Below are 13,332 nucleotides of genomic sequence, written 5' to 3'. Positions count from 1 at the left end.
GAAGCGTTCCCAGGGGATCTGCGCCGGGTCGTCGGCGAACCAGACGCCCCACGAATCCGGTGCGGAGCCGACGCGGATCCGGTTCAGGGCGGGGGCACCTCGGACACCTGCCACCGAAAGGAAACCCGTGGAGCTGCACAGCCCGACGCTTCGCACGCTCGCCGAGGCCGTCGAGGCCGAAACGCCCGGCGCCGTCGACGCCTTCTGGCGGCGCGTCGCCGCCACCGGCACCCCCCTCGTCGAGCCGGACCCCGACGCCGACCCGGCGTACCGCCTCGTCACCTTCCTCTGGCGCGACGACCCCGACGCCCCCGCCACCGACGTCCTCGCGCTCGTGCACACCGTCACCGACAAGGACCGGCACGCCCGTGACCTCGCCCCGCACCTGATGGGCAAGGTGCCCGGCACCGACGTGTGGGCCATCAGTCACCGGTTGCGCGCCGACCACCGGGCCTCGTACCAGTTCTCCGTCCACCGTGGGGCCCGCGAGGACGCCCTGCGCACGGACCGCGCGTCGTGGCTGGGCGTGCTGGACACCGCGCTGCCCGATCCGCTGGCCGCCGGCCCGTCGCTGCCCTCCCGCGACGGGCGCAATCCCTCGTCCGTGATGGAACTGCCCGACTCCCCCGTACAGGAGTGGGCGGGGCGGCGGGAGTCGGTGGCACGCGGCGTGCACGCCGACGCCGAGGTCGACGGCCGGCGCGTAGGCGTCCACCTGCCCGCCGGGCACACGCCGGCCGGCGGCCCGTACGCCGTCGCCGTGCTGCTCGACGGCGAGATGTGGGGCCCGGTGCTGGACTTCGCCGCCACTTTGGACAACCTGCACGCCGACGGCCGCATACCGCCGACGGTGACCCTGTTCGTCGAGACCATGGGCCGCGACCGGCGCATGGCCGACCTCAGCTGCAGCGAGGAGTTCGTCGACTGGCTGGCCGACGTGCTGCTGCCCTGGGCCGCCCGGGAGTACGGGGCGACGGAGGACCCGGCGCGTACCGTCGTGGCCGGGCAGAGCGCGGGTGGCCTCACGGCGGCCTTCGCCGCCTTCCGCAGGCCGGAACGGTTCGGCAACGCGCTGTCCCAGTCGGGCTCCTTCTGGTGGCCGGACGGGACCGAGTTCGACGGCGGCAGCGAGTGGCTGACCCGCCAGTACGCGACGTGCGAGAAGCTGCCGGTCCGCTTCCATCTGGAGGTGGGGCTGCAGGAGTGGATGCTGCTCCCGCAGAACCGGCACCTGCGCAATGTGCTGGAAGCACGCGGCTACGACGTGGCGTACAGGGAGTTCAACGGCGGTCACGACTACGCCTGCTGGCGCGGCGGGCTCGCCGACGGGCTCGTAGGGCTGCTGGCACCGCGTTAGTACCGGCGAGACGGCGAGACGACAGAAGTCCCGTACCGGCAGTGCGCCGGTACGGGACCTCTCTTCGTCGGCCGTCAGGCCGCGGTCGGCAGTTCCTCGTCCTGCGGCTCGTCATCGAAGGGCGGGGGCGCCGGGGCCTCCTTGGGCATCCGCAGCGCGCACAGCGTGCCGAGGGCGACGAGGCCCGCGGTGACCGCGATGGCGGCCCGGTACGGGCCCGGGTCCGCGTCGTGCGTGCCCGAGCCGCCCCAGGCGGAGATCACCGCGGCCGTGACCGCGATGCCGAGCGCGCCGCCCAGGGTGCGCACGATGGTGAACAGGCCCATCGCCTGGCCCATGGCCGGCGGCGGGACGTCCGAGAACCCGGCGATCTGCACGGTGAGCACGGCCGTGCCCAGCACCAGGCCCACGCAGAACATCAGGGCCCGTACCGCCCAGGCGTTCTCGGCCACGCCCGGCACGGCCAGCGCGCCGAAGACGGCCGTCGCCAGCACCAGGGCGGGCACGGCGAGCCACCGGGGCCCGAGCCGGGGCATCAGCCGGTCGGCCACCTGGGAGGCCAGCATCAGTCCGAGAGCCTCCGGGAAGACGCTCAGTCCCGCGTCCAGGGCCGAGGCGCCGAGCGCCGCCTGGTAGAGCAGCGGGAAGGAGAAGAGCACGCCCATCAGCCCCGCGGAGGTGACCAGCGCGAGGACGGTGGCGGACGCGAACACCTTGTCGGCGAGCAGCCGCAGCTGAAGCAGGGGCGTCCGCGCCCTGAGCAGGTGGACGCAGCCGGCGGCCAGCAGCGCGAGCCCGAGCGGGCCGGCGACCAGGACGGAGGGCGCGGTCCAGCCGTGCGTGGGACCGAAGCCCAGCGCGTAGGTGAGCAGGCCCAGCGCGGGGGTCGCCAGCAGGAAGCCCGTCAGGTCGAAGCCCTCGGCCTGCTCCCGGTGCTCCTCCAGCCCCAGCACGCCGATCAGCACGGCGGCCGCGCCGAGCGGCACGTTCACGAAGAACAGCCAGTGCCAGGACAGGTGCTCGGTCAGGAAGCCGCCGAGCGGCGGGCCGAGCGCGGGCATCAGCGCGGTCGGCACGATGAGCACCTTGGACAGCTTCATCCGCTCGTGCGGCGGGAAGGCCCGGAAGAGCAGGGTCATGCCGACGGGCGTCAACAGCCCGCCCGCCACGCCCTGCACGACGCGGGCGAGGACGAGCGTCGGAAGGTCCTGGGCCAGGCCGCAGGCCGCCGAGGCCGCGGTGAACACGGCGAGCGCGCCGAGAAAGACCCTCTTGATGCCGAAGCGGTCGCCGAGCCAGCCCGCGACGGGCAGGGCGACGGCGAGCGCCACGAGGAAGGCCACCTCGACGGTGTTGGCCGCCGACACCGGTTCGCCGAAGTCACGGGCGATGGTGAGCAGCGCCGGGTTGACGATGGTGGAGTCGAGCCCGTTCATGCACATCGCCACCGTGTAGACGATCACGACGGCGATGCGCGGCGATATCCCTCTCACCGGTCGGCGGCCGGGGTCAGGTCGGTCCAGTTCCCGGTGATCCAGTCCAGGGCCTCCTGCCGGGCGCACGGCCCGTGGGCGGCGGTCCAGCCCGCCGGCACGGCGGCGAAGCCCGGCCAGAGGCTGTGCTGCCCCTCGCCGTTGACGAGGACGAAAAACTCCCCGTCGCCGTCGAAGGGGTTGGCGGGTGCGTCGCTCATGGGGTCAGTTCTCCAGGTTCTGCAGGCGGTCGGCGATGACGCCCGCGATGTGCGCGATCGGTTCGGGCAGGGTCATGTCCTTGTGCGAGCAGGCGACGTTCGTGTTGTCGATCCGCCCGGTCACATAGGGGGTCCAGGTCTCGGGGGTGAGTTCGTCGTCGATGGTGTCGACGGTGGCCCGGAAGAAGAGCACGTCGCCGCGGTAGACGCGGTGGTCGAAGGCGCGCACCAGGTGGTTGGTGTTGAGGTAGGTGCGGTTGAGGGCCTCGATGGTGGCGTCGTCCAGGCTGGCCAGCGGGGAACCCTCGCGGCGCAGCACCTCGGTGACGTGGGCGAGCTCGAAGGGCTTGCCCTCCAGGCTGTCCGGTCCGTAGCCGCCCATGGCCAGCAGGGCTTCCAGGGCCTCGGCCTGGTCGGGTACGGGCAGCTCGCGGAAGCCCTCGGCGGGGTAGGCGTCGAGGATGGCGAGCAGCTCGACCTCCGCTCCGAGGTCCTGCAGACGGGTGGCCATGGCCTGGGCGATGATGCCGCCGGTGGACCAGCCCATCAGGCGGTACGGGCCCTCGGGCTGGACGTCGCGGAGCCGGTCGACGTAGTGCGCGGCCAGTTCCTCCAGGGTGGCCGGCAGCGGTTCGGCGGCGGTGGCCGGGCCGACGCCTTGTGCCTGGAGGCCGTAGATGGGCACGTCGGCGGGCAGGTGGCGGATCAGGCCGGCGTAGCACCAGCTGAGTCCGCCGGCGGGGTGAACGCAGTACAGCGGTGCCTTGTCCCCGTCCTTCGCCGGGCGCAGCGGCAGCAGGACGTCGAGGGCGTCGGTGCGCTCCGCCGCGTCGAGGGCGGCGTCCAGGGCGGCCACGGTCGGGGCCTGGAAGATGGTGCCGATGCCGACGTCGGCGCCGAGCGCGTCCTTGACGCGGCCGGCCAGGCGCACGGCGAGCAGCGAATGGCCGCCGAGGTCGAAGAAGTTGTCGTCCACGCCGACCCGGGGCAGGCCCAGGACGTCGGCGAAGATCGCGCAGAGCTGCTCCTCGCGGGGGCCGCGCGGGGCCCGGCCCTCGGTGACGGCGGCGGCCAGGTCGGGGGCCGGGAGGGCCTTGCGGTCGAGCTTGCCGTTGGCGGTCAGCGGCAGCTTGTCCAGGAGGACGACGGCCGAGGGGACCATGTGGACGGGCAGTTCGGTGCCGGCGTGCTCGCGCAGCAGGGCGGGCGTGGTCTCGCGGGCGGGGACGGCGTAGGCGACCAGGCGCTTGTCGCCGGGGCTGTCCTCGCGGACGACGACGGCCGCGTCGGCGACGTCGGGGTGGTCGGCGAGGACGGCCTCGATCTCGCCGAGCTCGATGCGGAAGCCGCGGATCTTCACCTGGTGGTCGGCACGCCCGAAGTACTCCAGGGTGCCGTCGGGGCGGCGGCGGGCGAGGTCGCCGGAGCGGTACATGCGGCTGCCGCTCTCGTCGAAGAGGTGGGCGAACGGATCGGCGACGAATCGTTCCGCCGTCAGCGCGTGGCGGCCGAGGTAGCCGCGGGCCAGGCCCTCGCCGGCGACGTACATCTCGCCGGTGACGCCGGGCGGCACGGGCTGGAGGTACCCGTCGAGGACGTAGACGCGCAGGTCGGGGATGTTGACGCCGATGGTGCTGGAGGTGCCGGCGGCGGCGCTCGCGCGGTCGAGGGCGATGTACGAGACGTGGACGGTGGTCTCGGTGATGCCGTACATGTTGACGAGCGTGGGAGCGTCGTCGGCGTGACGCTCGTACCAGTCGTCGAGGCGGCCCAGCTCGAGGGCCTCGCCGCCGAAGACGACGTAGCGCAGGGCGAGTTCCTTGCCCGGATGCGCGCCCTCTTGACTGTCCGCCGCCATCAGCTGGTAGAACGCCGACGGCGTCTGGTTGAGGACGGTCACGCGCTCGTCGGCGAGCAGGCCGAGGAAGGCCCGCGGGTCGCGGCTGACCAGGTGCGGTACGACCACGAGGCGGCCGCCGTGCAGGAGCGCGCCCCACAGCTCCCACACCGAGAAGTCGAAGGCGTAGGAGTGGAAGAGGGTCCACACGTCGTTCTCGTCGAAGCCGAACCAGTGGTCGGTGGCGGAGAAGAGGCGGGCGACGTTGTGGTGGGTGACGGGGACGCCCTTGGGGCGGCCGGTGGAGCCCGAGGTGTAGATGACGTAGGCGACGTCGCCGGGGCGCTGGGCGCGGGTGCGGTCCTCGTCGGTCAGGTCGGCGGGCTCGTACGCCTCGGCGTCGGTGCCGTCGACGAGGACGACCGGCAGGTCGTGGGCCGGGATGCGGCCGGCGGTCGCGGTGTCGGTGACGACGGCGGCCGGGGCGGCGTCCTGCAGCATGTACGCCAGGCGGTCGGCCGGGTAGTCCGGGTCCATGGGCAGGTAGGCGGCGCCGCACTTGGCGACGGCCAGCAGACCGGTGACCAGTTCGAGCGAGCGGGGCAGGGCGAGGGCGACGATGGCGCCCGGCCCGATGCCGCGCCCGGCGAGCAGCCGGGCCAGCCGGTTGGCTCGGGCGGACAACTGCGCGTAGGTGAGGGAGGCGCCCTCGCAGGTGACGGCCGTGCGGTCGGGGTGCCGGCGGGCGGCGTCCTCGTAGAGCTCGACGAGGGTCTGCTTGGAGGGCGCGGGGGTGTGCGTGCCGGCGTTCCATTCGACCAGGGAGCGGTGCAGCTCCTGCTCGTCGAGGAGGGGGAGCCGGCCGACGGGGGTGTCCGGGTCGGCGACGGCCGCGGTGAGCAGCCGGGTCAGGTGCACGGACAGGCGTTCGGCCGTGGTGGCGTCGAAGAGGTCCGTGCGGAACTCGAGGAAGCCGGATATGCCGCCGCCGGGCCGCTCGCCCGCGTTGAGGGTGAGGTCGAACTTGGCGGTGCCCGAGGGGACGGCGTCCATGCGGGCCCTCAGGCCGGGTCCCATGGCGAACTCGGCGTCCGGCAGCGACTGCCAGGCGAGCATCACCTGGAAGAGGGGGTGCCGGGCCAGCGAGCGGGGCGGGTTGAGCTCCTCGACAAGCCGGTCGAAGGGCACGTCGGCGTGTTCGTACGCGGCGAGCGTGGTGGCGCGGACGCGGTCGAGGAGGGTGCGGAAGGTGGGGTCGCCGGAGGTGTCGGTGCGCAGGACCAGGGTGTTGACGAAGAAGCCGACGAGGTCGGCGGTCGTGTCGTCGTCGCGCCCGGCGACGGGGGTGCCGAGCGGGATATCCGTGCCGCAGCCGTAGCGGGTCAGGAGGGTGGCGAGGGCGGCCTGGACGGCCATGAAGACGCTGGTGCCGGTGGCGCGGGTGAGCTGCTCGAGGGCGGTGTGCGTGCCGGCGTCGAGGTGGAAGGGGACGGTGTCGCCTTCGTAGGACGCGACGGCGGGGCGCGGCCGGTCCGTGGGCAGTTCGATCTGGTCGGGAAGGCCGGCGAGGGCCTGCTTCCAGTGGCCGAGCTGACGGGCGGCGAGCGCGGTCGGCTCGTCGGCGGTGCCCAGCAGGCGCTGCTGCCAGGCGGTGTGGTCGGCGTACTGCACGGGCCGGTGCGGCAGTTGGGGGGCGCGCCCGGCGGCGCGGGCGGTGTAGGCGGTGGCGAGGTCGCGGGCCAGGGGGGTGGTGGAGGCGCCGTCGCCGGCGATGTGGTGCAGGAGGAGGAGCAGGGTGTGGTGCTCGCCGCCGTCGCTGAACAGCGTGGCCTTGAGCGGCGGTTCGGTGGCGAGGTCGAAGCAGTGGCGGACGGCCTCGCTCAGGCCGGCCCCGGCGGGCGCGGTGTGCAGGCGCGGGCTGGCCTCGTCGGCGGTGAGAATCCGCTGGTAGGGCTCGTTGTCAGTGGCCGGGTATACGGTTCTGAGCGTCTCGTGGGCGTGCGTCAGGTCGTTCAGGGCGAGCTGCAGCGCGTCGTGGTCGAGCGGTCCGGTCAGGGTCAGCACGAGGGGGATGTTGTAGGTGGGGCTGAGTCCTTCGAGGCGGTACATGAACCACAGCCGCTTCTGCGCCGGGGAGAGCGGCATGCGGTCCGTGCGGGGTACGGGCGCGAGCGCGGGGCGCTCCTCGCCCTCGGTCGCGGGGGCCTCGCGCAGCAGGGCGGCGAGCGCGGCCGGGGTGGGGGTGCGGAAGACGTCGGCGAGGCTGACGGTCGCGCCGAAGCTCTCGCGGATACGGGCGGCGATGCGGCCGGCGGTCAGCGAGTGGCCGCCGAGGTCGAAGAGGCCGGCCTGTGGGGAGGGGGTGGCGTCCAGGCCGAGGACATCGGCGAAGAGGCCGCAGAGGATCTCCTCGTGCGCGGTGCGGGGGCCGCTGTGGCCGGTGGCGCCGCCCGCGGCGGCGGCCGGGTCCGGGTCGGGCAGGGCCCGCACGTCGAGCTTGTCGTTGGCGGTGCGGGGCAGGGCGTCCAGGACGAGGATCGCGCTGGGCACCATGTGGTCGGGCAGCCGCCCGGCGAGGTGGGCGCGCAGCCCCTCGGGGTCGGCGGCGGCGTCCTGGGTGGGGACGATGTAGCCGAGGAGCCGCTTGCCGGTGGCGGTGTCGCGGGCGATGACGGCGGCCTGGGCGACGTCCGGGTGCTCGGCCAGGGCGGCCTGGATCTCGCCGAGTTCGACGCGGAAGCCGCGGATCTTGACCTGGTCGTCGGCGCGGCCGAGGAACTCGAGGGTGCCGTCCTCGCGGCGGCGCACGAGGTCGCCGGTGCGGTACATACGGGCGCCGGGCTCGCCGTGCAGGGCGCCGAAGGGGTCGGCGGTGAAGCGTTCGGCGGTGAGGTCGGGGCGGCCCAGGTAGCCGGCGGCCAGGCAGGCGCCGGCGATGTACAGCTCGCCGGTGACGCCGGGGGCCGTCGGGCGCAGGGAGGTGTCGAGGACGTACGCCCGTGAGCCCCGCACGGGGCGGCCGACGGGGGTGCCGTCCTGGGGGCCGCGGGGCAGCCAGTAGTAGGCGTCGACGGTGGTCTCGGTGGGCCCGTAGAGGTTGATGGGGTTCAGGCCGTCGGTCTCGGCCAGGCGTCGCCACAGCGGTTCGGGCACGGTCTCGCCGCCGACCACGACGAGTGCGGGGTGGTGCCGGCCCTGGTCGAGGAGGCCCTCGGCGATGAGGGCCTCGACGTAGGAGGGGGTGGCGTCGAGGTAGTCGACGCGCTGTGTGTCGACGTAGGCGGTCAGGGCGGCCGGGTCGCGGTAGGCGGCGTCGTCCAGGAGGTGCAGCTCGTGGCCGTGGACCATCCAGATCAGGGGGTCCCAGGAGGCGTCGAAGGCGAAGGAGGCGCTGTGCGCGATCCGCAGCCGCTCGCGGCCGGTGCGCTCCACGGCCGGGGCGATGTGGTCGCTGCCGTGGCCGGCGTGGAGGTTGGCGAGGGAGGCGTGGGTGACGAGGACGCCCTTGGGGCGGCCGGTGGAGCCGGAGGTGTGGATGATGTACGCCGCCTGGCCGGGTGCGGGGGCCGCGGGGGCCGTGGCGGGGCGGGCGTCGATGCGGGCCCGGGTGGCCGGGTCGTCCAGCAGCAGCGTGGGGATGCCGTGCTGCGGCAGGCCGCTGACGGCGTCGGTGGTGCCGAGGACGCGGCCGGGGCGGGTGTCGTCGAGGACGGCGGTGATGCGCTGTGCGGGGTGGCCGAGGTCGAGGGGCTGGCAGACGCCGCCCGCCTTGAGGACGGCGAGCAGGGCGACGACGGTGTCCGCGCTGCGGGGCAGGGCCAGGGCCACGGCGCTGCCCTGCCGCAGGCCCGAGGCCAGCAGTTCGTGGGCGAGGCGGTTGGCGGCGCTCTCCAGCCCGGCGAAGGTGAGGGCGGTGTCCCCGCTGCGGACGGCGATCGCGTCGGGGGTGCGGGCGGCCTGAGCGGTGAACAGCTCGGGCAGGGTGCGCTCGGGGGCGGGCTCGGAGCGGCCCTCGGTGGCGCGGCGGATCTCGTCCGCGTCCAGGAGCTCGATGGTGCCGACGGGCCGCTGCGGGTCGTCCAGGAGCAGCTCGGTGAGGCCGTCGAGGTAGCGGCGCAGGCCGCTCTCATGGGCGGCGAGCGCCGAGTGGTCGTAGCGGGCGGGGTTGGCGTCCAGGCCGAGCCGGACGGCACCGTCGGGCGCCGGGGTGACGGCCACGGCGAGGTCGTCGACGGGCCCGGCGGCGAGGTTGCGCACCACGCCGGGCAGCCCGCCGAACTCCAGGTCCCCCTCGAACGCCTTGATGTTCACCATGGGTCCGAACAAGGGCTGTTCGGCGGCGGTCAGGCCGAGGTCGCGGCGCAGGTCCTCCTGGCGGTAGCGCTGGTGGCGGCGGACGGCCCGCACCTCGAGGACGACGCGGCGCAGGAGTTCGGCACCGGTGTCCTGCGGCTGCACGGCGATGCGCAGCGGCATGACGTTGACCATCATGGCGGGGGTGCGCAGGGCGGCCGGGCCGCGGCGGTTCATCAGCGGCAGGCCGAGCACGATGTCCCGGGCGCCGGTCGTGCGGTGCACATAGCCGGCGGTGGCGGCGATGAGGAGTTCGGCCCAGGTGGCCTTGGCGGCCCGGGCGGCCGACTCCAGGCGGGTCAGGGAGCCGACGGGCAGTTCGGCTCCGTGGCGCAGTACGAAGCCGGCGGGGACGGCGGGGCCGTCGGAGAGGGAGACGGGCTCGGGCCGGTCGGCGAAGCGCTCGCGCCAGAAGTCGCGGTCGGCCCCGTGGCGTTCCCCGGCGGTGTATTCGGCCTCGTCGTCGACGAGCTCGCGCAGCGTGCCGAAGGGGTTGGGGGCGGGCTCGGTGCCGGCGGCCAGTGCGGTGTAGATCTCGGCGGCCCGGCGGCCGATGAGGGTCAGGGCGTAGGCGTCGACGGCGAAGTGGTGGACGCGCTGGTACCACCAGTAGCGGTCGTCGGCCAGGCGGATGAGGGCCTGGGTGACGAGAGCGCCCTCGGTGAGGTCGACGGGCCGGTCGAGGTCGGCCCGCATCCAGGTCTCGGCCTCGTCGGCCGGGCGGTCCGCCGTGCGCAGGTCGAGGCGGTGCAGCGGCCACTGGCGGCCGGACTCGACGCGCTGGGCGGGCGGGTCGCCCGCGGTGGCGACGAGGGCCAGCGTCTCGGCCTCGTGGACGGTCTGCCGCAGGGCGCGCTCGAACAGTTCCTCGTCCAGGGGGCCGTTGATCTCCACACAGTCACCGGTGTTGTAGACCGGGTTGTCAGGGGCGAGAGCCTGGGCGTACAGGATTCCGGACTGCGCCGCGAGGAGCGGCAGTTCGGCGGCAGAGGTCTCGGCCTGGTGGTGACGCATGCGTGGGGACTCCCGATATATGGCAAACGTTCCTGGTCACACCGGACCCCCCGGTGCGTCAGCTTAGGTAAGCCTAAGCTATTTTTTGATCGCTTGTGAGAGCGACCCCCGACCCGCGCGGGGCGGATGGAACACCCACGACACAGGAGCCGGACATGACCGTGGCCGAAGGCCTCAAATCCGCCATACGCGAGCGCGTTTCAGCCCATCGTGAGGAGCTCCTGTCGCTCAGCCGGCGCATCCACGCACACCCTGAGACCGCGTTCGCCGAGCACCGGGCCGCCGCCTGGTGCGCCGAGGCCCTGCGCGGCCACGGCTTCGATGTCACCGCTCCCGCCTACGGCTTGGAGACGGCGTTCTCGGCGACGACCGGTTCCGGCCCGGTCACCGTGGCCATCGCCTGCGAGTACGACGCGCTGCCCGGCCTCGGGCACGCCTGCGGTCACAATCTGATCGCCGCCGCCGGCGTGGGCGCGGCGCTCGCCCTCGCCCCCTACGCGGACGAACTGGGCCTGACCGTACGGGTCGTGGGCACCCCGGCGGAGGAGCGCGGCGCGGGCAAGGCGCTGCTGCTGGAGGCCGGGGCCTTCGAGGGGGTGGACGCCGCGATGATGGTGCACCCCTGCCCGTTCGAGGTCACCGAGTTCCGCTCCTTCGCGCTCGGCACGCTCTCGGTCGACTACCGGGGCCGCTCCGCGCACCCCAGCCTCAACGCGCACGAAGGCCGTAACGCCGCCGACGCGCTGACGGTCGCCCAGGTCGCCCTGGGGCTGCTGCGCCAGCAGTTGCCGTCGCAGTGGAAGGTGCACGGGGTGACCACGAGCGCGGGCACCCGGCCCAATCTGATCCCCGACCGGGCCACCGCCGAGTACGAGATCCGCGCCTCGGCCGCCGAGGACCTGCGGGAGTTGCGCGAGCGCGTGGAGGACTGCTTCCGGGCCGGTGCGCTCGCCACCGGCTGCGAGGTGACGCTGACGCGGCCGGAGCCGGACTACCTCGACTTCCGCACCGACCCGGGGCTCATCGCGCTGTGGCAGGCCAACGCCCGGGAGCTGGGCCGCCCCGAGCCGCAGCAGCGCGAGGCGTTCGCCTGCACGGACATGGGCAACGTCTCGCACGCCGTGCCCTCGATCCATCCGGTGCTGGACATCACCGGCGGCGCCTGCGGTCCGCACGAGCCGGAGTTCGTCCAGGCGGCGCTGTCGCCCGAGGCCGAACGGGCCGTCGTCGACGGCGCGGTGGGCATGGCCTGGACGGCGGCGGACTTCGCGGCGGCCCGCAGGGCCTGACCCCTCGCACCCAAAACGCCGGACGGGCTGGAGAACCAGCCCGTCCGGCGTCCGAGGACCTTCGAGGACCGGGGCCCGGGGCCGCGACCCGGGCCCCGGACCTCCTCCGGCTACTTCTTCAGCGCCTTGACGATGTCGTCGATGACGACCTGGCTGGCCAGCGGGCCACCCCGGGTGGACCACACCGAACCGTTCACGGTCACCGCGTGGTTCTTCTTGACCGCGTTCAGGTCCTTGTACGCCGGCTTCTCCTGGACGTCCTTCAGGGCCTTCTCGCCGTCCGAGGTGAGCGTGGAGAGGAAGAGCCAGTCACCGTCGATCTCGTTGATCTTCTCCAGGCTGAGCGCCGGGGTGTGGGCGTTGCCGTCCTTGTCCTGGGCCTTGGGGCGCTTGAGGCCCATGTCCAGGGCGACACCGCTGGCGAACTGCTTCTTCTCCATCCAGCTGGGGCCGTCCGGGTTCCAGCGGACGATGCTGACCTCGGCACCCTTGTTCTCGCCGAGCTCCTCGCCGGCCTTCTTGGCCTTGGCCTCGTACTCGGTGATGACCTTGTTGGCCTTGTCGAGGCCGTTGACCGCGTTGGCGATGCCCCGGAAGGAGAGCTTCCAGTCGTCGGTCGGGGCCATCGTGACCACGGTGGCCGGGGTGATCTCGCGGAGCTGCTTGAGGACCTGCTGGTCCTGCATGTCACCGGCGAGGATGAGGTCGGGCTTGGCGGCGATCACCTTGTCCATCACCGGCTGGAGCAGATTGCCGACGACGTTGACGCCCTTGACCTTGTCCTCGAGGTAGGCCGGCGGCTTGTTCATGCCCTGCCCGTTGGTGATGCCGACCGGCTTGAGGCCGAGCGCGAGCACCGCGTCGAGGTCCTCCTGGGTGAGCGTCACGATGCGCTTGGGGTTGGCGGGAACCTTGACCGCCGTACCCGTGGCGTCCTTGACCGTACGGGTCTCACCGCTGTCGGACTTCGACTCACCCTTCGCCTTGTCGGAGCCGGAATCCCCGTCGGAACCGCAACCGGTCAGGAGCAGGGCGGCCGCACCCACAGCGGCGAGAGCCTGAGCCGCACGGCGCGGCGCGGACAGGAGGAAGCGGTCGGGCGAGGTCATCGAAGGCTCCGGGCGTTGAAAAGAACTCAAAAGGAACAGGGCAAGCCATCCGTGGGGATCACTCCCACACCGGACGCAGGGAATATTAGGTTAGCCTTACCTTAAAGTCACCCCGTAGGGGGGTCCCCTTCTTCCCCGACCCCTCCCGGCCGGCCCAATCCTCCGCCGCCCTCCGCCGCCCTTCGCCGCCCCGCCCGGAGCGGCCCGCCTCGCGGCGGGCCCTGGGCGACGGACTCCGGGGCGGCTACTTCTGACGGAGGAACAACAACCGGGCGAGCACGTTCGGCCGGCGCGAGACGGGCCGGCCCTCCGATGCCGCGTCCCCCGGAGCGTCGGTGCGCTCCTCGACGATGACGGGGGCGGGCTCCGGCTCGGGATCGGGACGGTGAATGCGGTAGGCCTCGGCGCGCACATAGGCGCCGAGCGCGCGCGCTGGATCGATGCGCATGACGTAACTCCTGCTGTCGTACCTGCTGGCGTGCCGGGAAAACGACGACGCCCCGCCCCCGGGACAGGAGGCGGGACGTGGTCCCGGTCAGCAGCGCAGGACGGAATGGTGCGCGCGGTCGGTGGCGGCGACATCGCCGCCCGGCCGGGACGGCGCCTGCCAGTCCCGGCCGCGTCGTGCACGTGCCGCCGCCCGATGTAGAACTGCTCGCCGTCCGCCCCCTCGGCCGCTT

The 13,332-nt window shown here is 73.4% G+C and carries 7 protein-coding genes and 1 pseudogene; 2 read left to right on the top strand and 6 right to left on the bottom strand.

Annotated elements, in window-relative coordinates:
• A pseudogene (locus tag ABZ956_RS30275) lies at positions 1-114 on the bottom strand (2-keto-myo-inositol dehydratase); the annotation flags it as partial.
• Positions 115-133: 19 nt separating this feature from the next.
• Between ABZ956_RS30275 and fes the strand changes: the two are divergent.
• Positions 134-1,357, top strand: coding sequence for an enterochelin esterase (gene fes / locus ABZ956_RS30270; RefSeq protein WP_361900645.1), 1,224 nt, complete (start codon positions 134-136; stop codon positions 1,355-1,357).
• Between the two features lie 74 nt (positions 1,358-1,431).
• Here fes and ABZ956_RS30265 read toward each other — a convergent pair whose 3' ends face one another.
• Genes ABZ956_RS30265 through ABZ956_RS30255 form a run of 3 tightly spaced genes read right to left on the bottom strand, consistent with a single transcriptional unit; the run spans position 1,432 to position 10,254 of the window.
• Positions 1,432-2,820 carry an MDR family MFS transporter gene (locus ABZ956_RS30265; protein ID WP_361900642.1) on the bottom strand — a complete coding sequence of 463 codons (1,389 nt, stop codon included), beginning with the start codon at positions 2,818-2,820 and terminating at the stop codon, positions 1,432-1,434.
• Between the two features lie 26 nt (positions 2,821-2,846).
• Positions 2,847-3,050, bottom strand: a complete 204-nt coding sequence (locus ABZ956_RS30260; protein ID WP_361900639.1) for an MbtH family protein — start codon at positions 3,048-3,050, stop codon at positions 2,847-2,849.
• Between the two features lie 4 nt (positions 3,051-3,054).
• Complete coding sequence (locus tag ABZ956_RS30255; RefSeq protein WP_361900636.1) at positions 3,055-10,254, bottom strand: amino acid adenylation domain-containing protein; 7,200 nt, start codon at positions 10,252-10,254, stop codon at positions 3,055-3,057.
• 155 nt (positions 10,255-10,409) lie between these two features.
• On the opposite strand from ABZ956_RS30255, the gene ABZ956_RS30250 reads away from it, so the two are divergent.
• Positions 10,410-11,543, top strand: coding sequence for a M20 family metallopeptidase (locus ABZ956_RS30250; RefSeq protein WP_361900633.1), 1,134 nt, complete (start codon positions 10,410-10,412; stop codon positions 11,541-11,543).
• A gap of 110 nt (positions 11,544-11,653) precedes the next feature.
• On the opposite strand, the gene ABZ956_RS30245 is transcribed toward ABZ956_RS30250, so the two are convergent.
• Both ABZ956_RS30245 and ABZ956_RS30240 read right to left on the bottom strand, forming a co-directional pair.
• The gene (locus ABZ956_RS30245; protein ID WP_361900630.1) at positions 11,654-12,652 is read right to left on the bottom strand and encodes an iron-siderophore ABC transporter substrate-binding protein; all 999 of its coding nucleotides are present in this window, start codon (positions 12,650-12,652) and stop codon (positions 11,654-11,656) included.
• Between the two features lie 244 nt (positions 12,653-12,896).
• The gene (locus ABZ956_RS30240; RefSeq protein WP_361900627.1) at positions 12,897-13,100 is read right to left on the bottom strand and encodes a hypothetical protein; all 204 of its coding nucleotides are present in this window, start codon (positions 13,098-13,100) and stop codon (positions 12,897-12,899) included.
• Between the last annotated feature and the right edge of the window lie 232 nt (positions 13,101-13,332).

The organism is Streptomyces sp. NPDC046261, from assembly GCF_040646235.1.
Lineage (GTDB): Bacteria > Actinomycetota > Actinomycetes > Streptomycetales > Streptomycetaceae > Streptomyces.
Note: the sequence above shows the minus strand (reverse complement) of the source record. Positions and strands in the feature narration are given on the sequence as shown.

Bases quoted from the DNA above. Each gene is read 5' to 3' on its own strand.
- ABZ956_RS30255 (WP_361900636.1), bottom strand. From the start codon at position 10,254: ATGCGTCACCACCAGGCCGAGACCTCTGCCGCCGAACTGCCGCTCCTC.
- ABZ956_RS30240 (WP_361900627.1), bottom strand. From the start codon at position 13,100: ATGCGCATCGATCCAGCGCGCGCGCTCGGCGCCTATGTGCGCGCCGAG.
- ABZ956_RS30245 (WP_361900630.1), bottom strand. From the start codon at position 12,652: ATGACCTCGCCCGACCGCTTCCTCCTGTCCGCGCCGCGCCGTGCGGCT.
- ABZ956_RS30260 (WP_361900639.1), bottom strand. From the start codon at position 3,050: ATGAGCGACGCACCCGCCAACCCCTTCGACGGCGACGGGGAGTTTTTC.
- ABZ956_RS30250 (WP_361900633.1), top strand. From the start codon at position 10,410: ATGACCGTGGCCGAAGGCCTCAAATCCGCCATACGCGAGCGCGTTTCA.